The organism is Hadarchaeum sp. (SeqCode) (genome assembly GCF_049969415.1).
GTDB lineage: Archaea > Hadarchaeota > Hadarchaeia > Hadarchaeales > Hadarchaeaceae > Hadarchaeum.
Genome location: NZ_JBMFOX010000022.1, coordinates 1 through 21326, shown reverse-complemented (window position 1 = coordinate 21326; position 21326 = coordinate 1). Strand labels below are relative to the sequence as shown.

The 21326-nt window shown below is 55.2% G+C and carries 20 protein-coding genes and 2 tRNA genes; 14 read left to right on the top strand and 8 right to left on the bottom strand.

The window, feature by feature from the left end:
• The coding region (locus ACP5PX_RS05695) for a DNA methyltransferase (protein ID WP_428084848.1) at positions 1–1161 on the top strand (1161 nt) is incomplete at its 5' end.
• Positions 1162–1219: 58 nt separating this feature from the next.
• Here ACP5PX_RS05695 and ACP5PX_RS05690 read toward each other — a convergent pair.
• Positions 1220–1786 (bottom strand): RNA 2'-phosphotransferase, encoded by a 567-nt coding sequence (locus ACP5PX_RS05690; protein ID WP_428084846.1) that lies wholly within the window; start codon positions 1784–1786, stop codon positions 1220–1222.
• Between the two features lie 117 nt (positions 1787–1903).
• Here ACP5PX_RS05690 and ACP5PX_RS05685 point away from each other — a divergent pair, with 117 nt between their 5' ends.
• On the top strand, positions 1904–2731 hold the full coding sequence (locus ACP5PX_RS05685) for a hypothetical protein (protein ID WP_428084843.1): 828 nt from the start codon (positions 1904–1906) through the stop codon (positions 2729–2731).
• Here the strand turns inward: ACP5PX_RS05685 and ACP5PX_RS05680 are convergent.
• Positions 2724–4271, bottom strand: a complete 1548-nt coding sequence (locus tag ACP5PX_RS05680; protein ID WP_428084841.1) for a carboxypeptidase regulatory-like domain-containing protein — start codon at positions 4269–4271, stop codon at positions 2724–2726. The two genes, ACP5PX_RS05685 and ACP5PX_RS05680, sit on opposite strands and share 8 nt — an antisense overlap.
• Before the next feature lie 384 nt (positions 4272–4655).
• On the opposite strand from ACP5PX_RS05680, the gene ACP5PX_RS05675 reads away from it, so the two are divergent.
• A tRNA-Ile gene (locus tag ACP5PX_RS05675) sits at positions 4656–4733 on the top strand.
• A gap of 13 nt (positions 4734–4746) precedes the next feature.
• Here the strand turns inward: ACP5PX_RS05675 and ACP5PX_RS05670 are convergent.
• On the bottom strand, positions 4747–6501 hold the full coding sequence (locus ACP5PX_RS05670; protein WP_428084839.1) for an MtaA/CmuA family methyltransferase: 1755 nt from the start codon (positions 6499–6501) through the stop codon (positions 4747–4749).
• A 9-nt stretch (positions 6502–6510) separates the two neighbouring features.
• Positions 6511–7884, bottom strand: coding sequence for a methyltransferase MtaB domain-containing protein (locus tag ACP5PX_RS05665; RefSeq protein WP_428084850.1), 1374 nt, complete (start codon positions 7882–7884; stop codon positions 6511–6513).
• A gap of 102 nt (positions 7885–7986) precedes the next feature.
• Between ACP5PX_RS05665 and larE the strand changes: the two genes are divergently transcribed.
• The 9 genes from larE (at position 7987) to trpA (ending at position 16642) form a co-directional block, all read left to right on the top strand.
• A complete protein-coding gene (gene larE / locus ACP5PX_RS05660; protein WP_428084837.1) occupies positions 7987–8778 on the top strand; it encodes an ATP-dependent sacrificial sulfur transferase LarE in 792 nt (263 codons plus the stop codon).
• Positions 8779–8808: 30 nt separating this feature from the next.
• Positions 8809–9594 carry a sulfide-dependent adenosine diphosphate thiazole synthase gene (locus tag ACP5PX_RS05655; protein ID WP_428084835.1) on the top strand — a complete coding sequence of 262 codons (786 nt, stop codon included), beginning with the start codon at positions 8809–8811 and terminating at the stop codon, positions 9592–9594.
• Positions 9560–10420, top strand: a complete 861-nt coding sequence (locus ACP5PX_RS05650; protein ID WP_428084834.1) for a DUF6775 family putative metallopeptidase — start codon at positions 9560–9562, stop codon at positions 10418–10420. The genes ACP5PX_RS05655 and ACP5PX_RS05650 overlap by 35 nt, the downstream gene beginning before the upstream one ends.
• Positions 10421–10742: 322 nt before the next feature.
• Positions 10743–12107 carry an anthranilate synthase component I gene (gene trpE, locus ACP5PX_RS05645; RefSeq protein WP_428084833.1) on the top strand — a complete coding sequence of 455 codons (1365 nt, stop codon included), beginning with the start codon at positions 10743–10745 and terminating at the stop codon, positions 12105–12107.
• Complete coding sequence (locus ACP5PX_RS05640) at positions 12104–12685, top strand: anthranilate synthase component II (RefSeq protein ID WP_428084831.1); 582 nt, start codon at positions 12104–12106, stop codon at positions 12683–12685. The genes trpE and ACP5PX_RS05640 overlap by 4 nt, the downstream gene beginning before the upstream one ends.
• 5 nt (positions 12686–12690) lie before the next feature.
• The gene (gene trpD / locus ACP5PX_RS05635; protein ID WP_428084829.1) at positions 12691–13755 is read left to right on the top strand and encodes an anthranilate phosphoribosyltransferase; all 1065 of its coding nucleotides are present in this window, start codon (positions 12691–12693) and stop codon (positions 13753–13755) included.
• On the top strand, positions 13736–14533 hold the full coding sequence (locus ACP5PX_RS05630) for an indole-3-glycerol-phosphate synthase (RefSeq protein WP_428084827.1): 798 nt from the start codon (positions 13736–13738) through the stop codon (positions 14531–14533). Before trpD ends, ACP5PX_RS05630 begins: the two co-directional genes overlap by 20 nt.
• 86 nt (positions 14534–14619) lie before the next feature.
• Complete coding sequence (gene trpB / locus ACP5PX_RS05625) at positions 14620–15795, top strand: tryptophan synthase subunit beta (RefSeq protein ID WP_428084825.1); 1176 nt, start codon at positions 14620–14622, stop codon at positions 15793–15795.
• Positions 15782–16642 (top strand): tryptophan synthase subunit alpha, encoded by an 861-nt coding sequence (gene trpA / locus ACP5PX_RS05620; RefSeq protein WP_428084823.1) that lies wholly within the window; start codon positions 15782–15784, stop codon positions 16640–16642. The genes trpB and trpA overlap by 14 nt, the downstream gene beginning before the upstream one ends.
• A 180-nt stretch (positions 16643–16822) precedes the next feature.
• Here trpA and ACP5PX_RS05615 read toward each other — a convergent pair whose 3' ends face one another.
• The 3 genes from ACP5PX_RS05615 to ACP5PX_RS05605 form a co-directional block, all read right to left on the bottom strand.
• Positions 16823–16978 carry a hypothetical protein gene (locus tag ACP5PX_RS05615; RefSeq protein WP_428084821.1) on the bottom strand — a complete coding sequence of 52 codons (156 nt, stop codon included), beginning with the start codon at positions 16976–16978 and terminating at the stop codon, positions 16823–16825.
• A gap of 353 nt (positions 16979–17331) precedes the next feature.
• Positions 17332–18666, bottom strand: a complete 1335-nt coding sequence (locus tag ACP5PX_RS05610) for an acetyl ornithine aminotransferase family protein (RefSeq protein ID WP_428084819.1) — start codon at positions 18664–18666, stop codon at positions 17332–17334.
• A gap of 454 nt (positions 18667–19120) precedes the next feature.
• Complete coding sequence (locus ACP5PX_RS05605; RefSeq protein WP_428084817.1) at positions 19121–19792, bottom strand: hypothetical protein; 672 nt, start codon at positions 19790–19792, stop codon at positions 19121–19123.
• 41 nt (positions 19793–19833) lie between these two features.
• Here ACP5PX_RS05605 and ACP5PX_RS05600 point away from each other — a divergent pair.
• A tRNA-Cys gene (locus ACP5PX_RS05600) sits at positions 19834–19909 on the top strand.
• 79 nt (positions 19910–19988) lie between these two features.
• Here ACP5PX_RS05600 and ACP5PX_RS05595 read toward each other — a convergent pair.
• On the bottom strand, positions 19989–20186 hold the full coding sequence (locus ACP5PX_RS05595; RefSeq protein WP_428084815.1) for a hypothetical protein: 198 nt from the start codon (positions 20184–20186) through the stop codon (positions 19989–19991).
• A gap of 31 nt (positions 20187–20217) precedes the next feature.
• Between ACP5PX_RS05595 and ACP5PX_RS05590 the strand changes: the two genes are divergently transcribed.
• Positions 20218–21326, top strand: a 1109-nt coding sequence (locus ACP5PX_RS05590) for an MEDS domain-containing protein (protein WP_428084813.1), incomplete at its 3' end; no start/stop codon positions are given.

Below are 21326 nucleotides of genomic sequence, written 5' to 3'. Positions count from 1 at the left end.
GCAGCTCCGCCAGCTCTGGAAGGGGGAAATTGCGGAGGAAGGCTCTTGAAGATCTCAGAAAAGCTCTGGCTCGGGAAGCTGGTCACTCCCCTGCCCGACCGCCATCGCCCCGTCTACAACTGGTTCACGATGAAGGAATCCTTCTCCCGGGAGCTGGTGCTGCTGCTCGCGGACACCTGGGGGCTCGCCGAGGGTGACCTAGTCCTCGATCCCTTCTGCGGCACAGGCACCACCCCGCTCGCCTGCCGGGAGCTGGGCCTTGACTGCATCGGCTATGATGTCCACCCGGTTCTCCTGCTCGCGGCGCGGGTCAAGCTGCGCGACTACGATGCGGTCAGGTTGAAGGAGGAGGTGGCTGACTTCCTGAAACAGGAGTTTGCGGGTCGGGAAGCCGAGGCCCCGGGCTTCGTGGCCCGGGTCTTCCCCAGGGCCATCCTCGAGGAAGTCGTCTCGGTCCGGCAGAGGATTCTAGAACTGAAGGATGAGGCAACCCGGGAGTTCCTGCTCCTCGGGCTGGCGACAGCGGCGATGAGGTGCAGCTGGGCGCACAAGGACGGGGCGGCGATAAAAGTGGCGAAACGACTGGTGCCTCCACTGCTTCCCGAGCTGGGCAGACAGCTGCGGAGAATGTGCGGCGACATCGAGAAGTTCCGGGCGAAGAGTTCACGGGTCGGCGTCGAGTTCTGCGACGCTCGGAGGATGAACCTTCCCGATGACCGGGTTGACGCCGTGATCACCTCACCGCCCTATCTCGGAAAAACCGAGTACTTCTCCGCCTACCGGATAGAGCAGTGGCTCATGGGTCTCGAGGGGCCGCGGCCTAACGATCTCATCGGCTGCGGGGAGAGTGGAGACTTCTCCGAAATTGTCGATTTGCTCGGGGACAAACCGCAGGAAAGCTGGAGCTACTTCCAGGACCTGTTTGCGGTGATAAAGGAGATCCGGCGCGTCTGCAAGATGGGGGCCAACATCTGCCTCGTGGTCTCGGACGGGTGTTTCTCCAGCGGCCCGGTCGAGGTTTGCCAGACGCTGGGACTGTTGGCAGAGAGGGCCGGCCTCAGGGCCAAGAGCTTAGTCATCGTGAACAGGAGGTACTGCACCACGCCGACGAGGAAAAAGCTCGGAATCACCAGAGAGGGCCTGCTCATCTGGAACAACTGACTCCCGGTCATCGGTTCTCATCAACGGCTCTCAAATCGGGAGCATGCCAAAAAAACGATCAACCTGAACCCTTCTCCAACACTTTGATGCACTCGGGCGGGATCTCCGGGGCCAGATAAACCCGGTCCGAGGCCTTCAAGATTTTGATGCCCCGCTGCTTGGCCCGCCTCACGTCGACGGCGAGCACCACGGGGTTCTCGGCGCGTATTCTGCCCGCTTCCAGCGCCCAGTCAACGCGGGGAGAGAGATGCACCATCTTTCTGACCTGCGGCTTTAGGCCCGCGGCGGTCACCTGCGGCACTGAATCTGGGGCCACGGCGTAATAGAGGACATCAACGTCCGCTTCGGGGTAGTCCAGCTTCACGTCTACCGAATGGCCGTAGCGGGCCCGGATCAGCTGCCCGTTGAGCTCGTATCTGCCCTTGGTGTCAAAAAGGGCCACCTCCCGGATGTGGTGCGGCTTGACCCAGTTTATCTTCCGGCGGATGACGTCGGCGAGCTTCTGGACGCTCACGTACCCCTCGGGTGTCCTCTCAATGGTGGCGTCGTGGCGCAGGTGGAAGGCCATGAGCCGGCTCAGCCTTTCGCGCTGCTTCTCGTCCAGAAAAGTGAACTCCTGATCCAAGAAAACCACCCCGGGGAGGTGCCCGGTGTATCTATCTTACCCCTTTCATCAGTTTTATAGTTCTCGCTCTGAAAGAAAAAAGTGTTAAGGACAAAATACTAAACAGGCGTGGATGGCATGGGAAAATTTCCGTCGAGATTTCTGGCCGGCGTTGTGACCTCGATCGCCGTCTTTGTGCTGGTCCTCTTAATGTTCAACTTGGCGGGATGGCCGTTCTCTCCGTTGACCTTGATAATAACGGTGGGGCTGGCTTGGTTCTTTGCCGCGGGCCTAGCGGGAAAGATCTCTGGCAACAAGTGGTGCGTTGCCGTGCCCACGGTCTTGGCCGTCGGATTGATTGGGACGACTCTCGTGGCGGGCGTTCCTTGGGATCTAACCCCTGAAGAGATGGCGACCTTCAAGATGGAGGCCAGCTTCACCTACTTGGGGAGCGAAAACAACCTGCCAATTGAAAATGTTGCGCTGAGGTTTCCCTGTCCTAATGTGGAAAATGTCGCCCTATTTACCAAAACCTTTTGGAGTCTGTATTACCTAGACGAGGATAACGTCCTAATTTTAGAGGCGGACCAAGATCAAGTATATAGTTTGGTGGGAGAAAGAACCGCTTCTTTAAATGTGTTACTTTCAGGCGTAGAAGATTCCTCACTAGGCCCTAAAATTTATTACAAAATTGATAAACTGTATCCTCGAGAAGTCTTTCAGATAACCACTATTGCTTTTGCGTCAAAGGACCAATTAAATAAAGTTACTATTCGAACTTATGGCGACAATTTTTTACGAAGTTTAGGATCTTATCAAACTTTATCTGATCAAGATTTCCCTGTGAACTTCTATTTTTTAGCTAGGCTTTTTTCGAAAACGAACGGCGGATACAAAATTGTCGAAAAATATAGCCGTCATATTGAAAATAGTTCGTCTACGTGGTTATGGCTATATCCTAACTAATTGGATATGGTTCGGGTTGAGCACGAATCTTCATATCATAAACCAGTTCCCACGCCTTTTGATTAACGTAATTCAGCGTCCCATCAGGTCTAACGGGTTGCATATAATTTACTGTCCAAAACCTAGTCATTGGTCCACCAAAAGTACCACCATCATATATTGGACCGCCAAGTTTGCCTGAAAATGTGTCTAAAATAGACAAGTCCAACTCAACTGATGGGACTTCGGTTTTTGTCTGCGTGTTTATCTCCTCGATGTAAGTTCTGGTGCTAACTATCGTCGCGGGTATGTAATCGGGCTCCAAAGCCGTCCATACGTATCTCTCCCAGCTCTCGGGGCTCGGCAGCGACTCGATGGCATTTAGCCTGTAGCTGCAGGTCCTAACCAAACGACCGCTGGGATCAAGGGCCCGCAGAGTCAGCACGTGAGTGGAGGCATATCTGGGAGTCATTGTCAGCGTGGTCGATGTTGAAGAGGAGAGCTTCAACTCGGTGGCGCCCAATGAAGCCTCTAGGCCGCCTGACTCCACTCTGAGCAAAACACTTCCTGAATAACCATTTTTCGGAGTGACGATCACCGTGGTCTGCCTGCTGCTCCAGGGCAGGAACGTGTAGTAGGTGCCGCCATAATCGTAGATCCTGTAGGCGGTATAGGTCTCGACGCGTGTCCTCGGAACCTGTCTCAGGATGACGGTGTAAATCTCCCGCACATTTCTTATACTGCCGTCCTGAAGTCTGGCGGGGTTGTCGAGAAAATCTGGCCGTGTGGTAGAAGACCTTGTCACCCAGACGTCGTGGGGAACCTGTCTGGTCAGCGTCTGCGTGACGTACTTCACCGAGTAGCCGCTGAGAACCTGTCGCGTCGAATAAACAGGGAGGCGCAGATATATCCAGCCGACTTTGACCCAGTTCCACCCGGAAACGTATCTCACAGTTGTGTACCTTGGAACCGGGATTGAAACCTGCACGGTGTAAGTCTCCGTTTGATAGACCGTGATCCGCTCCTCCCAAGTATAGCCCGTGAGAACTCTTTCCTCAACAACGTCGTAGACAGGATTGCCCCTCTCGTCCAAAACTGGCACCGTACGTTGGGCGGTGAAGGGAACGAAACGCCTGCCCGTGTAACTATAGGCCGTATAACCTCGGTTCATGGTCCCGTAGCTTTCCGAGAGCTGCAGGTCGAAGGGATTATACTTGAGCCCGATGGTCAGGTGCTGGTTCTCACCAAACTTTATGGAACCATTGACGGTCTTAGGATCATAACCGATAGCAGTAAAACTCAGCACATAATCATGATCGCCGTCTTCAGTTACTACAATGACAAAGCGACCGTTGACATCGGTTTGAACCTCATAATTGAATCCGGAATCCATCGCGGCCACGACAGCGGCTCCCGCCACCGGACTTCCGGTATCGCTGTCAACCACCTCGCCCCAGATGACCGTCAAATCCCTCTCGATGGTGAACTGAATTTCCCGGCGGCTCAGTCCTTCCGCGGTTGCCGGGGAGGCCAGCGCCAGCGCAACTGCTAGAAAAAACATTATGGATAAAAAGATCCGAAGCCGTATCGGATCCTTCAGACAATCAGCCTCCTTTTTTTTAATTTCGCGATGCGGTTTAAAAAGGTAAACTTCCAATCTCTGAAAAACATCGGGCCCCACCAAAATTTTGCCATCCGGCCGTTTATAAACGGCAAATTAAGCCTCGCGCCATGTTATTTGAAAATGCTATTGGCAATTCGTTTTCTAGGATCAGTTGCTGTCGGACAATCTGAAAGCTCTTCCGATGATACAAGTGTCTCATCGTGGTTGATATCCGTTTGCCACCTGCTCGGAATATTCATTGGACCAGTAGTTGGGCTTAAAAAACCGAATAGCAAGCGTTATACGGCAGACTAAAATAGTGGATTTCCGAGAGGTGAAAAGGGGCCCGTGGCGCAGCATGGTTAGCGCGTTCGGCTGATAACCGGAAGGTCCGGGGTTCGAATCCCCGCGGGCCCACCATCTAAGACAATTACTACTTATGAATCTTCTCCCTGATCTCGAGCCAAGAAAGCCCTTTTAGCGCCAGCTCGGCGATCTTCACGGCGTCTATTGCCTTGTCCCCGAAGACGCTGTGGTCGAAGGTCTCCACGTACTCCTGATTAACCGCCCCCCCGCCGCAGGCAAGCGTTGTCTCTAGGCCCTCCTGTTTCAGCCTTTCTACCAATCTGGGAAACGCCGTCATGGTGGTGGTCATCAGGGCCGTGCCCATCACCAAGAGTGGCCGCTGCGTCTTCGTCTCCTCGACAACCTTCTCAACGGGAACATCCCTTCCAAGGTCTATGACCTCATAGCCATTCGCGCGCAGCAGGGCGGAGACGATGTTCTTGCCGATGTCGTGAATATCCCCCTCGGCCACATGGGTAATGATCCTGCCCTTCTTAACCGAGGCTCGGCCCAGTCTCTTCTCGCACAGCGCTATTCCGGCCTGCATGGCATCGGCGGCGTTCACGACCTCAGGAAGGAAGTAGACGCCATCCTCCCACATCCTGCTGACGATGTTCATCCCGCCGGTCAACCCATCAGAAATAACTTTCAAGGGGCCCCACTTCTCCAGCGCGGCAACAACCGCCGTCTCCACTGCGCCGGTGTCTCCCCTGACCACCGCTCGGGCCACCTCGGCCAGAGCTGGGTCGGCCGGCAGCTGCTGGTCGTAAGCTGTGGCGGGCCCCTTGGTCACCCCGTACTTCACAAAAATCTTGCTGAAGTCCACCGCCGAGGGAGTTACCTCGCCAGCCCTACGCCCATAGCGCTGCGTCTGGATCACCATCTGCTTTATATTTTCAATCGGGGTGCCCGGTGCCAGACTACAGCCCGGAGCCACAAGGTCCACTCCTCCATCGATGGCGGCCCTGACGGCGGCCTCCACCGCAGGACCTCCTTTGAAGAGAAGATCGAGCGGGTCAACGTTGCCGATGATCGAAACCCTCCCCCTCGCGCTGCTGACGGCGGCGGCCAAGTCGGTCTCCCTAGCTATGCTCAGCCCCTCGGCACCCACCTCGATCACGTCCGGGAGCATCTTGGTGATATTTCCGCACATGTGAATAACGACGATGTTCTTGATCCCGTCCACGAGCCTCTTCAGCGGCTCCATGGCCACGGCCCTGAAGACCTTGCTTCCGAGCTGGGAGGAAAACATGTCCTCGATGACGATCACATCCGCACCTCGCCTCGCCAGCTCGTTCGCATATTCAAGCAGGGGGTCCACGAGCGCCGACAGCACCTCCGCGCTCTCCCGCTGCCGGGTGATGGTCCACTTCAGCATGTCGCTCGGTTCAAAGACCTGGGTCGCGACCGAGAACGGCCCGATTATTCCCGCCATCACCGGCAGCTTCTCCCCAAATTCTCTGGCGAGACGCTCAACGGCGTCAAGCACGACGGGCAGCCTGCCGCGCTCGAGGAAGTTCTCTGGAATCCTGAACTCCGAGAAATCCCTCAGGTGCTCAACGATGGCCGGTATCTCCCCCTTAATCTCCATCCTTCCTCCTAGGGCCTCGGCCTCCACGGCCTGATCGAACGGGACCCTTACCGTCTCAAGACCGGTGTAGGTATGGGCCGCGCTGGCCAGTTTTGCCATTTTTTCCGCGTTCAGGTGGGCCTCGGGCCAGCTGGCTCCCGTCAGCTGCATCTGGTCGTGCGTGGCCGTCTGACACACGGCGGTGGCGGGTATCCGGTCAACCCTGCCGCCCAGAATTGCGGAAATAACCCGTTTCTTTGCTGTCATGCTCATCTCATCACCTCAGAGACCGTAATTCTTGGGATTGAAGGAGGGAACCAGCTTTTCGTAAATTTCAATGCATTCGGAGGTGAACCGGTCCCCATCGTCTGGGAATTGAGAGAGCGCGGAAATTGTCTTTTTCAGCGCCCGGAGTTCCAGCTCGGAAAGATGAAGCTTCTCCTTCTCCTCATCGATTATTCGGGCCGCCTCCATCATGGCCGCCCGGGTACGGAGATAACTATCACCGGAATTTTCCACGATCACCTTGCCGATCCGGTAGGCATTTTCCGGGATCAGAATGAGCGCCTGCGGGTCCCGGTATTTGTCCGAGAGCGCCAGCAAATTCCTAAGCCTGATCTCGTTGCCCGTGGCCAGGGCGGCGTTAAACAGGGCAACATCGTAACCCAGAATTTCGGTGAAAACCTGCGGGGTGCTGCCGCCGAACATGTCGCCATACTGGACCGCCTCGTTCGACCAGAGATCGCAGGCGACGGCGGCAACGTTGCCCAAGAGGCTCGAGTGGGCGCAGGCAGAACTTTTGCCCTCCTGCGAGATCGGCCTTCCGGTGATGGCCTTGATGATCACGCCCTCGTATCCACAGTCCTTGTCCGGGCCGGTTGCTCCCGCCTCAAACGCCACCAGAGACCTGGAGGCCCCGGCCGCCCGGACAATGGCGGCGATGGTGTGGGGCAACTCCTTGTTCTGGTAACCTCCTGCGAGAAACATGGCCGTGTTTGAGCGCGCGCAATCGGTGTCACCGCCAGGGACGACGCCGTGCCTTCCGGCTATGCTGACGATGTTCTTCCAGAGAAAGTCCATATCGCTGCAGGCGAGAACGCCCAAAGAAAAGAGGATTCCCCTTATGTCCTGTCTCGCTATCGCGTAGTCGAAGACCTCCTTGCCGCCCAAGGACTCTATCGCCAAGACATCGGCCCCAGCCTTCGCGCACAGGTCGAAGGATTCCATCACTGCGGTAAACTCCTCCCCCTCCCTCATACCTGCCTCGGCCTTCCTGATATCGGCGATGGTCTGCCTCAGGGCACAGCTAATCCCGTGCTCGTCATGATACCTCTCCAGCAGCTCCTTCTGCAGCGCGGTAATCTCCTCTCCCCATTTCGGGTTGCTCGTCATCTGAACCACATGCTCAGTTTCAAGCTGCACCGCTGGCAGTCCGATGTCAACCGCCCGATCGAGGATGTCCTTGGTTATCGTCTCGTACTCCCTCTTCAGCGAGTCCAAGCTCTGCTCTTTGCCGGGCCGCGGAGAATACTTCAGCTCAGGCACCACGCTCCCGTTGCCGATCTCAAGACTCAAACCATATCGCAGCGGATACTTTGACCTGCCAAAAACGAGCTCTTGGGGAGAACCCAGCTCCATCTTGGAATAACTTTTTATACTCCCACCATAACACCGTTATAGAAAGGATATAAATAACTTTCCTAGGTGCGCGCGACATCCGTTTAAATCGGCGCGCGAAACCAAGGTTGAGGGACCCGCATGCGGCTCGAAAAAAAGCTTCAAGCACTGAAGTCGGCGATCGCGGCCCGCGGCAGCGCGGTCATCGCCTTCTCCGGCGGAGTCGACTCCTCCTTGGTGTGCGCGGTCTCGCACGAGGTCTTGGGCGGGCGGGCCGTGGCGGTCACGGCAGTTTCACCTACCTACCCGCCGGGTGAGCTGGAGAGCGCCAGAAAATTGGCAGAATCGATCGGCATCCGGCAGATGGTGATCAAGACGGAGGAGCTGAAAAATCCCGATTTCTACAGCAACCCGCCGGAGCGCTGCTACCACTGCAAGCGGGAGCTCCTAGAGAGGCTGGAGGAAATCAGGAGGAACCTCGTTTTTGATTGCATCTTCGACGGCACCAACCGCGACGATCACCGCGACTTCAGGCCCGGCCTGCGCGCGCTGACGGAGTTCGGGGTAATCAGCCCGCTCGCGGAAGCCGGGCTAACGAAAAACGAGGTTCGGGAGCTCGCCTCAAAATATGGGTTGCCCAACGCGGAGAAGCCGGCCAGCCCGTGCCTCGCCTCGCGCATCCCCTTCGGCCAGAAAATCACTAAGACCAAGCTCCAGCGGATCGCCCGGGCCGAGGAATTCATCCGCTCGCTCGGTTTCAATGTGGTCAGGGTCAGGGACCACGAAGGACTGGCCCGCGTTGAGGTGGGTAAAGAGGAACTGCCCCGGGCTATGCGGCTGGAGGGAAAGATCGTCTCAACGCTGCAAGGGCTGGGCTATGACGAAGTGATTTTGGACCGGCGCGGCTACCGGACCGGAGGGGCAAACCTTTAAGGATAAAACAGCTTTAATTGGTGGGAGAACATGCCGACATTCGAACCGTCTGGAGAAAAGGAGGTCACCCGGGCCATCGTCGAGGGCTTCATGAGGGACTTCCACCGCTACGCGGAAAGCGATGTGATTATCGTCGGTGGGGGTCCCAGCGGGCTCATGGCAGCCCGGGAGCTGGCAAAACGCGGTGTGGCCAGCCTCGTGATCGAGAGGAACAACTACCTCGGCGGCGGCTTCTGGATCGGCGGCTACCTGATGAACAAGGTCACCGTGCGCGCCCCCGCCCAGAAGATCCTGGACGAGCTGGGCGTACCGTACACTGAGTCCTCAAAGGGTCTGTTCGTGGCCGATGGTCCCCACGCCTGCTCCAAGCTCATCGCCGCCGCCTGCGACGCCGGAGCGAAAATACTGAACATGACGCTGATCGACGACGTGATCATCAGGGAAAAACGCGTTGCCGGCGTGGTCGTTAACTGGACCCCGATTTCAGCGCTGCCGCGCGAGATAACCTGCGTCGATCCCGTCGGGCTGGAGAGCAAGCTGGTCATCGACGCCACCGGACACGACGCCGCCGTGGTGCGCACGCTGGAGAGGCGGGGGTTGATCAAGGTTTCTGGCTATGGGGCCATGTGGGTCGAACGCTCCGAGGACCTAGTGGTGGAGTACACCAGCGAGATCTACCCTGGTCTCATCGTCACCGGGATGGCCGTCTCCACCGCCTTCGGGCTGCCCAGGATGGGACCCACCTTCGGCGCGATGCTGATGAGCGGGAAGCGGGCCGCCGATGTCGCCTATGAGAAGCTCCGGGAAACCAAGTAAACCGCTGCCACGGATCCACCTTTATGAGGACAGGTCCTGCAAAAGGCTCGACCTGAAGGAGATCGCCCGTTATCTGGCCGAGAAACTGGGCCGAGTATCGGTGGACATTCGGGCTCCACTCTTCTACATTCATGACGAGCCGCGAGCCAAGGAGCTGGCCCGGGAGTTCGCCGGCGCGAGGATCCGTGATCCGACGAGAAAGGACCGCGACTTTGAGCCCCTTACCGCGGAAATCAACCTCGAGCTGAAGCTGCTACGACAACCCGAGCAGAGGATTTTGGGGCTGCTCTACGATGGGGTCGCCCTCCGGGGGCTGGCGCTGAAGCTGATCCCGGAGGCGGAGCGGACCCAGGAAGACCTGCACCTCGTCTTCACCAACCGGCTCTTCGGGACCTGGGACGAGTCCGACGCCCGGTATCACGCCCGCGTGAGCCTCTACAGTTTCCCGTGCCTGATCTCAACGACCGGCATCGTCGAGGCCCCGGCGAAGCCCAAGGAGTTCTACGCGCTGAAGCAGCACTACCTAGCGCTCGGGGCTGCCGCGGCCTACGAGGAGCTGAAGGAGCAGTTCCGCGACCGCTTCATCGACTACGACGACGAGAGGCTCACCGAGGTGATGAAGGGGTATGTGATGCAGGCGCTGTTCTACCATCTGATCTCTAACCCCTTCTGTGAGGTCAAGACCTGTCGCCTGTACAACGCCCACTGGCAGGAGGAAGTCATCCTAGCGCAACTGGGGCCCAAGGAAAGCGAGTTTTGCAATTTTCACTCCAAGCTAGGTGCGAGTCTTTTTGGAAAAGAACTTAACGCAGCCAAGCCAACCTGAAGAACAATGCCGTCCTCACCTCGCAAACGAGATCTTGATTAATTTCCTATGGAAGACATTACCACTCGTTTGTTTCACAACTAACATCGTTATTCTCTTCAACGTTGCCCCAAGCGTAACAGCAGAAATAGAGAATCACTGATAGCCATATGGCGTTTGATTTCTCCAACCACATCCAGACCATCACCAGCACCCCCCCTCTAATGATCATTTTTGTCCACTAAAGCTTAAATATGTCCTTTGATTAATAACAATCATATGAAAGAGGGGGGCGTGTAACCAATGGAGGATAGCCTTTGGCCAGCCTAAGCCTGAAGCTAGCTTGATCCGGACCAGTCTCAAAACCTCGCCCCTCGAGATCTTTACCCGTCTTTACGACCAATTCGATTATGCCTATATCCTGGAGTCCGTTGAAGGACCAGAGAAACTTGCTGAATACTCGTTCCTCGGGTTTGAGCCGCGAACCATCGTCAGCGTGAAGAACGGCAAGCTAGAGGTCTATGACAGGGACGAGGGTGAAAAGATTGGAGAAAAGACCTCAGATCCGCTGCCGCTGCTGAAAAAATTTGTCGTAGATGCCGGTGTGGCTCATGGGGGCTTCAGATTTATGGGTGGGGCGGTGGGTTACATCTCCTATGATGCCATCAGATACTGGGAAAAAATAGCTGAGAACGCAACGGATGTTTTCGGCTTCCCTGACCTCGAAATGGGTATCTACCGTGACGGATTGATATTTGATCATAAAAAGGGTGAATTTCTTTACTTTCACCACGGGGAGAATCGCTTAAATGAAATCGAGACCATTGCTGAGGAACCCTCCAACCCTTCTCCACTAATTTGCTCGCAACCCAAAGTGAACCTCGAAAAAAAGCATTTTGAGGACATGGTGCGAAAGTCAAAAGAATATATTGTCTCTGGCGATGTCTTCCAAGTCGTGCTCTCCAAGCGTTACGAGTTCAACTTTCACGGAAGCCTTGTTCCATTTTACGTGGCGCTGCGGCAGATTAACCCCTCCTCCCACATGTACTTCCTGAAGATGGGAAGCCGTCAGATCGTGGGTTCAAGTCCTGAAATGCTAATGAGAGTTGAAGGGAGGGATGTCGAGACCTTTCCAATTGCTGGCACGAGGCCGCGGGACAAGGGAAACCGTGAGGCAGACGAAGCACTTGCGTTGGAGCTTACGCGGGATCCTAAGGAACAGGCCGAACACGTGATGCTGGTGGATCTAGCCAGGAACGACTTGGGGCGAATCTCCGAATACGGGTCGGTCAACGTGCAGGAGTTCATGAGAATTTACAAGTACAGCCACGTTCAGCACCTGGTTTCCCGGGTGACGGGAAAACTCAAAGACGGCTGCGATAGCTATGATGCTTTAAAGGCGGTCTTTCCCGCGGGAACGGTGTCAGGAGCGCCCAAGTTGAGGGCCATGGAAATCATTGAAGAACTCGAGCCCGTCAGAAGAGGTCCATATGCTGGGGCGGTGGGCTACTTCTCCTGCAACGGCAACGCGGACTTCGCCATAACCATCAGAACGCTGGTCGCGGAGGGGAACCGCGCCTACGTGCAGGCCGGGGCGGGTATAGTGGCGGACTCGGAACCGGAGAGGGAATGGCTCGAAACTGAGCATAAGGCCAAAGCCATTCTCAAAGCGCTGAAAATCGCTGCCGAAGGAGGCCAGCCAAGATGAGAGTTCTTGTGATAGACAACTACGATTCATTCGTCTACAACCTTGTCCAGTACGTTGGCGAGCTGGGCGCGGAACCGATGGTCTACAGGAACGACCAGGTTTCGCTGAAAAGGGTGGAGGAACTAAAGCCACAGAGAATCATTATCTCCCCTGGCCCGGGCACACCGGAGCAGCCCAGATACTTCGGCGCTTGTTCTGAAATCATCAAGTTGATGGGCCCAAAAATCCCGACGCTTGGAGTTTGTCTGGGCCATCAGGGAATTGTGGCGTCCTTTGGTGGAAAAATCGTCAGGGCGAGCAGGATAATGCATGGAAAAACAAGCCCGATCAAGCATGATGGGGAGGGTATCTTTAGGGGGATAAAAAATCCGCTTCAAGCCGCCCGATATCACTCCCTCGTAGCAGAAAGGATTGGCCTTCCTGACTGTTTGAAAATCGCAGCCGTGTCGCTCGATGATGGCGAAATTATGGCCGTCCGCCACCGGTCTTACCCTATCGAGGGAGTCCAGTTCCATCCCGAATCCATCATCACGGAGCTGGGGAAGACGATGCTGAAAAATTTCCTTGACGGGAGGTGACGGAGATGATACGGGAAGCCATTGAAAAACTGGTGAACGGAGAAGACCTCACCCGCCACGAGGCTTTCGAGTCGATGATGGAGATAATGTCCGGCTCGGCTACACCTGCACAAATCGCTGCCTTTCTCACCGCCCTCCGGATGAAAAGCGAAACAGTAGAGGAGATCACATCCTTTGCCATGGCTATGAGATGCTTCTGTCAAAGAGCAAGACCGAGGACATGCGGTCATCTGGTGGACACGTGTGGAACGGGAGGAGACCGAATCAAAACCTTTAACGTTAGCACCGCGGCTGCTTTCGTGATTGCAGGGGCAGGGGTGCCTGTGGCAAAACATGGGAACCGTTCGGTGACCAGCAAGAGCGGCAGCGCCGATGTGCTTGAGTGCTTGGGCCTGAATCTTAACGTGTCCCACGGGGTCGTCTGGAAGGCTGTTGAACAGATTGGGATAGGCTTTCTGTTCGCGCCGCTCTTTCACCCAGCCATGAAATACGCTGCCGGACCCAGAAAAGAAATGGGTATAAGAACCGTCTTCAATCTTCTTGGCCCGCTGACAAATCCGGCCTTACCCGACGCCCAGGTGATAGGCGTCTGCAGCAATGATCTCGTTGAGAGGATCGCCCTAGTGCTCAGGGAGCTTGGTCTCAAGGAGGCGATGGTGGTCCATGGGCTTGACGGACTGGACGAAATATCAATTATCGGAAAAACCAGAATAGCATGGTTGAGGGAAGGGGAAATCAAAATCTTCACCATCACCCCAAAACAACTCGGAGTGAAGAAGGCCGCCGCTGAGGATGTGTCCGGAGCATCCCCGATGGAAAACGCCGAGACGGTTTTCAGGATACTCCATGGATGCCTCAGAGACGGCGACCCGAAGAGAAATCTCGTGACCATCAACGCCGCGGCTGGAATCATCGTGGGGGGCAAGGCCGATGACTTTGCCGGCGGCTTAGAGCTTGCGAATGAATCGATTGAAAGCGGGGCTGCATACAGAAAGCTTAAGGAACTGGTGAAACTATACAACAGAAACTATCTCGGGAGGCTTGAGGAGCTTGAGAAAAAATACAGCTGACTTCCTAGAAATACTCATTCTAGAGGCGCTGGGAAGGGTCCGCAGCGGATACTATTGGACAGACTTCAGTGGGGCCACCAAGAGAACTAGCCTGAAGGATTCAATAGCCAAGTGCAGTGATGCCCCCATCATCGCGGAGATTAAGCAGATGTCTCCTTCCTTCGGGAGCTTAAGGTGTATCACCGACACGGGTGAAGTTGCCAAAAGTATGGAGGCAGGGGGGGCGGTGGGAATATCCGTGCTCACCGAGCCCAAACATTTCGGAGGCTCACTGGCCAGGCTGGCTGAGGTTAAAAGAGCTGTGAGCCTCCCGGTTCTGATGAAGGATATAATCGTCGACCCCATTCAAATAGAGGCCGCTACTAAACTCGGGGCCGATGCCCTTCTTCTGATCCATTCCGTCTTTTCCAGAGGGATGCTGCACCACACCTTGGATGGGATGATCAAACGGGCCCACTCCGTAGGATTGGAGGTCCTGCTCGAAACCCACACCGCTGATGAATTCAGGGCAGCGCTGAATACAGACGCTGACCTAGTAGGAGTAAACAATCGGGATCTGACCACATTAGAGGTGAACTTGGAAATCACACGGAGAGTCCTAGGCACGACGGACTTCGGGGATAGAATTGTGGTCAGCGAAAGCGGTATCCACAATCCCGCAGACATACGCTTCCTCGGAGAGTGTGGAGCTAGGGCCTACTTGGTGGGGTCGGCGATAATGAGAGCTGAAAACATTGAGAAGAAGGTCAGGGAACTCGTGATGGCCTACAGGAAATGAGGCGAAAAGGAGCGGGATGACGGGTTTGCTGATGAAACTTTCCGATGTGAAGATGATGGTTCTCGTAGGAGACAAGGTGATAAACTGTGCAGAGGGGTAGGTTCGGCAGATACGGTGGAATGTACGTCAGCGAGATCCTCGTTCATGCGCTGCTTGAGCTTGAGGAGACCTTCGCTCGCATTTACCCAACAGAGGAGTTTCAGGAGGAACTCCAAGAACTCCTGAGGGATTACGGCGGCAGGCCTACGCCGCTCTACTACGCGAGGAACTTCAGCAGACGGGTGGGATTCAAGGTTTACCTCAAGCGGGAAGACTTGCTCTGTGGGGGGTCGCACAAGCTCAACAATGCTCTGGGTCAGGCACTCCTGGCTAAGAAGATGGGAAAGAAACGCCTGATCACTGAAACGGCCGCTGGGCAGCATGGCTTGGCCACAGTTATGGCTGGCAATGTATGCGGCCTCAAAACTGAAATATTCATGGGCATCAAGGACATCGAGCGACAGGCACCGAACGTTGAGAAGATGAAGCTCCTCGGCGCAAAAATCAGGCCGGTGAAGACCGGGGCTGGGGTTCTCAAGGATTCCGTTTCGGAGACCCTTCGTGAGTGGGCTGCCTGCTCAAGAACGACCCATTATCTCATGGGCTCCACCGTGGGACCGCATCCCTTCCCCACCATTGTGGCGACATTTCAGAGCGTCATAGGTCGAGAACTTAAAAGACAAATATTTGAAAAGGAGGGCAGGCTCCCCGACGCTATAGTTGCCTGTGGAAGCGGCGGGAGCAACGCCCTGGGTGCTTTCAGGCCCTTCATGGAGGAGCGCGAAGTCAGGCTCTATTTCGTTGAGGGAGGTGGTGAAAGCTTGGGCGCTGAAAATAGTGCCGCAGCTTTCGAGCTCGGCGGACCTGGGGTGCTCCACGGAAGCCTGACGATAGTGATGCAGGACGAATGGGGTCAGATCAGGCCCTCGAGAACGCGAGCGGCAGGGTTAAACTATCCAGGAAGGGGCCCTGAGCTTTCCCACCTCTGTGAAACCGGCAGGGTGAAGACGGGCTATGCCCTTGACAGCGATGTCTTTGAGGCCGTGCGCCTGATGTGTAAAAGCGAAGGGCTTATCCCTGCGCTGGAAACTGCCCACGCCGTGGCCTACGTGCTAAGGCATCCCGAGGAGTTCAATCCCGACGACATCGTTGTCATCAATTATTCCGGGAGGGGGGACAAGGACATCGAAACAATACTGAGGTATGCTTATGGACCCACTTGAGGCGAAATTCCAAGAGCTCAGGGACAGACGGGAAGGTGCTCACATGGCCCATCTTTACTATGGAGATCCCTGTGAAGATTTTTCACTGAAATTGGCCGAAACACTGGTGGAGAACGGCGCAGACATCATTGAGCTGGGCATACCATTTTCTGACCCAACCGCTGACGGTCCGGTCTTTCAGGCTGCCTGTGAAAGGGCGCTGAAGGCCGGGGTAACGCCCGTCCGATGCATCGAAGCTATTGCGAAATTGAGAAAGAGTGGCGTTAAGGCGCCGATTGTCGTTACCACCTATTTCAACATTCCGTACGTGATGGGTTTCGAAAAATTCCTCGACATGGTCAAGGCTGCCGGCGCCCAGGGGCTTTTAATTCCGGACCTCCCCCTTGAAGAAGCAGGGCCCTATTTGGAGCTGGCCGCTGAAAGAGACCTCCATCTACTCCTGCAGGTTGCCCCCACCACCTCAAAAGAGAGACTTGAGCACATCCTCAGAGTGGCGACGGGATTCATCTACCTGATCAGTCACGAGGGTGTTACGGGTGCTAAGCTGAAGTGGCCGAACTCCGCGCTTAAGCGGATCGGCGATATCAAAGCCCGTAGCGCTGTCCCTGTGGTGGTGGGCTTCGGCATCTCTAGAAGAGAACAAGTTGAGATCATCATGTCAGCGGGTGCTGACGGCGTGGTCGTGGGAAGTGCCTACGCAAAGATATATTCCCAAAATCTCCTGAACCCCTTTGAGCTGCTACCAGAAATAGCCCGCTTGGTACATGAGATAAAAATCGGGTGTAAAAAAGTGACACCGCCGTTCTCTCGACTAAATCTGAAAATCCGTAAAATGGTAGAAAAATGATTTGATCTGGTTGACGGTTGTTTTTGCGCCAACATTAAAAACCACTCCGGGCAGCGTCAACTGGGGAGTTGACAGCAAAATTGGTCTCAAAAAACGCTATCTTTTCGTGACCGCCCCAACAACCTCGAGCTGTTAAAGGACCTACCAGTTCTAAAAATTGGTCGGGCTTACCAAAATCAGTCAAAATTTCCTCGGTGTCGTGTCAAACCTGCCTTGGGCCGAGAAGTAACAGCTGAAGGGCCGCGAGGAAATCTTGGGGCGACCAAAGGCGATCTCGACGATCACGAGCTGGATCCAGTCTTGGCAAAGGAGATGACCGGCCAAAGCCGCCGCCATGCTCTACGGCGGGGCGGAGACGGGGAAGAGCGCGGCTGACCCAAGCACTTCTTTGACCTAAAAGCGCGTAAGCGACGGGCAGAACTAGAATGAGTTCATAAATTACGAGTTGATCACCACGACAATGGCTCTGCCAAACCATCGAACTTCGTTCAAACTGTATCGGAGTATAGTGACGAAAACTACAATCGGCATCATCGCCCCAATTGCGAGAAGATTGATGATGCGGATCCCGAAGTTGGTAGTTTTTCAATATTTTCTAAAGGTTGGTGATTAGCCTGAAGAATAACCCACAAAAACGTGGAGCCACAGTGAAAAACGTGTCTTGCGTCAGTTCACCCAGATAGAATGTGTCACCTGCCCTTTTCAACTTTCTTCAGTGACTCTTCAAATATTTCAAAGCCCACATCTGCTTGTTCTTCCGTGAGTATTAGCGGGGGCGCAATCCTGAGCGATGAGACGCCTGCGCCCAGTAATATTAGTCCGTTCTTGAAGGCCTCATCCATCAACGCATTCCTGAAATTCTTTGCAGGTTTCTTTGTGCGCCTGTCTTCCACGAACTCTATGCCGATCATCAAACCCCTCCCGCGAACGTCGCCTACGATTTCGTGGAGCTCGGCGAGTTCTCTGAACCGCTTGATCAGGTAACCACCAACCTTCGCGGCATTTTGATCGAGCTTCTCTTTCTTCAGTATATCCAACACGGCCAAGGCGGCCTCACAAACGATGGGATTACCGCCCAGCGTGTTTTCGTGTGCGTTTGGATCCCAATCCATAAGTTCGGCGCGAGCGATTGCGGCGCCGCATGGAAGCCCAGCCGCCATTGCTTTGGACACGGTCATCACGTCCGGCTCTATCCCCACGTGGTCGGATGCCCACCACTTTCCCGTCCTACAGAATCCGGTTTGGACCTCATCCACGACAAAAATTATGTTGTTCCTCTTGCAGAGCTTTGCGAGCGCTGGCAGATAATCATCCGGCGGAACAATGTATCCCCCGGCTCCCTGTATCGGTTCGACCACCATGCAGGCGACATCGTCCGGAGGAACCACCTTCCTCAATATGGTCTCCTCTAGGAACTCAACGCAGGCTAATCCGCAGCTTGGGTATTCCTGCTTGAACGGGCAGCGGTAGCAATATGCGTAGAGAACGTGGTAGACACCCTGCATCATTCCCTTGAAGTGTCGGCGGGCGGATACGCTCGTCGTGGTCAGAGCGAGAGATCCCATTGTTCTCCCGTGGAAACCGCCGATGAAGGCGATTACGTAGTAGTTGCCGGTTTGCCACTGAGCTATCTTCAGCGCGCATTCAATAGCCTCCGTGCCAGAGTTGCCGAGAAAGACGCGCTTTTTGAACTTGCCTGGGGTCAACTCACACAACTTTTCCATCAGTTCGACCTGTGGAAGAGTGTAAAAGTCGCAGCTATTTACAAAAATCAGCCTCTCAGCTTGGCGTTTAATCGCCTCTACAACTTGAGGGTGTTTGTGCCCAACGTTCGTTACCGCAATTCCGGAGCTGAAATCTAAGAAAATGTTCCCGTCAATGTCCTTCACCCACACTCCCTCTTCTTCCACTCCCACCAGCGGGGCGGTCCTCGTCAGAGACGGAGAGCTCACGGCTTGATCTCTCTCAATAAATGCCTTGGCTTTTGGCCCAGGCGGGCTCACGACAATTTCCGGTCTTTTCAAATTTTTCAGCCAATCATCCCCTTCGTTCCGCCCGCTTTTTCTTTGATAAGTTTTTTCCGAAACCTAAAAGCCTTTACTCCTTGTAAAAATCCCAAGTTAACTCTTTAGTGCTGAGACCATCCGCGGAGGTTGGGCTCGAGACATCTCGAGATGTCAAGACCAAGACAAAACAAACACCGCCAGATGGTGCACGTAACAAAGCAGGGAATGGCTAAAAAAATGTGACCAAATGTTTCTGGAAGAGCAGAACCAAGGTCGGAAAGTGGTGCAGGCGCAGATCGCTGGCTCGGCTGCCGGAAACCCATCCCAGTGATCCGTCTCTCGATAATAATGGGCCTTGCCCGGTCAGCTGACGCAAGGGGAACTAGAAAAATCCTCGCCAAAGAAATAGAGACTTTCCGGAAGCTGCTGGTAGAGATGTTTCAACTGGGAAGCTGACAACCCGGCCGCACCACTAAGTGAGCTTCTCCAGAAAGGCCCTGAACTCCTCCTGAAAGCTCCGCACTTCCAACGCCTCGCCGAGCTGTTCCCTGATGAGATCATCCAAGTTAAGCTCCCTGAACAGCGAGTCGACCGTGGCAGGATTGGCCCGGGTTCGAGGATATCTAGGTGTGGCGTAGCAGCAGCCCGCGTGGACCTCGTGCCAGATCCCCAACTGCTTCGACAGCTGCTCGATTTCGACCTTGTCCAGCCCCAGCAGCGGGCGCAGCACCGGGAACCTCACCCCCGCCGTGGTGGCCCAGAGGTTGGAGAGCGTCTGCGAGGCCTTCTGCCCCAGCGACTCACCGGTGACGATGCCCGCGGCACCCTCGCGCTGGCAAATCAACTCTGCCACCCGAAACATGCCGCGCCGGCAGAGCAGGCAGGCGTATCTCCTGTCCCGCCACCCCATTATCCGCCGCAGCACCGGCGACCAGGGATAGACGACTGCCTTCTCGAAGCCGACCTTCCTTTTGAGGTCCCCCAGCACCCTCATCGCGACCAAGAAGGAATCCTCACAGGTGTAAGGGTAGAGGCAGAAATGGAGCGGCAGAACCTCGAACCACCTCGCCGCTAGCACCAGCGCCACCGGGGAGTCGATGCCGCCAGAGACCAGACAGACGACCTTTTCTTTTGTCACGATCATCACGAAACTTATTAATCGACCGTTTGAATAATATCTTGCGTGCCGGGGTAGCCAAGCGGTTAAGGCGGTGGGCTGCAGACCCGCTATTCGCCGGTTCAAATCCGGCCCCCGGCTCCAACCCATTGGTTCAGAAAAGATGGCTAGAAACGGGGAAAGAGACCAGTTCTAGTGCGCGCTGGCGGGGGCCAGAATAACTTTAGAGAACACGTCGAAGCTTGGGATATCCGGGTACATCGAATGGATAAACTCCCTCCGGATCCAGAACTGCCCTCGCCCTCAAGCAGGTGTTTACGAGAACAAACATAGGATACTCCTGCCTGCCCGAAAAAGGAGCCCGAAAGATAATCCTGACGTTTATTTCCTTGGGGTGCTTTTCACGTCCTTCATCTAACATCCAGAAAATTTATTGATGTTGTTTTAGATTGGTGAGAGAAATTTTAAATCATCCTAGGAAGAGTGAAATCGTGGCTCCTGTGAAGAAATCGGGCGGAGGCAAGAGGAGCAGAAGGACGCCGAAGGCTGCCGAAGTCATTCCTGAACAGCCTTCGAGCACCGGCTTCGAGAAGATTGCGTTCGGAGAGCACCTCTGCGGCTTTTATCGTGATAAAGACGAAGAGTATTCCATCATCGCTCCCTTCTTCCGTGGCGGTCTCCAGAACAACGAGAAATGCATCTGGATCCTCGACGAAAGCACCCGGGAGGAAGCGGTTCAGGCCCTCCAAAGGGCGGGCATTGACCTCGAGAAGCCTCTGGCCTCAAAGCAGTTTGAGCTGCTGTCGAGCGACGAGACCTATCTCCAGGGCGGTTATTTCGACCCCGACCGGATGATAGCCGTGCTCAAGCAGACCGAGGAACGGGCCATCCGGGAGGGCTACCGTGGCCTGAGGATCTCGGGGGAAATGACCTGGGCCTTGAAAAAGAACCCGGGCGCGGAAAAGCTCGTGGAGTACGAGGCCAAGCTGAATTACTTCTTCCCGAACAGCAAGACCGCGGCGATCTGCCTGTATAACGAGAAAAAATTCCCTCCCGACATCCTGCTCAACATCATCTACACGCACCCCCGGATTATCATCGCTGGCTACATCTATGAGAACTGCACCTATATCCCGCCGGATGAGTTCCTGGCGATGCTGAGCGGCAGGATAACCAAACGGCTGGTCGAGAAAGCCAAAAATAATATAATCCGGCTGGCGGAGCAGGAAAGAAAGCAACGGTTGGCTGAGGAGGAGCTGAAAATAAGCGAGGAGCGCTACCGGATGCTCGTCGAGACGATGAACGACGGGCTGGGCGTTGTCGATGAGAACGGGGTCACGACCTACGTGAATGACCAGCTCTGCAGGATGCTCGGTTACTCTAAGGAGGAAATGATCGGCCGGCCCGCAACGGACTTCATTGCTCCCGAGCACCTGAAGATTTTTGAAGAAAATTTGGCCCAAGGGAAGAAGGGCGAGCGCAGAACATACGAAATCATACGGATTAGAAAAGATGGGGAAAAAATATGGACGAGAACCTCGGCAGCGCCGATCTTCGACAG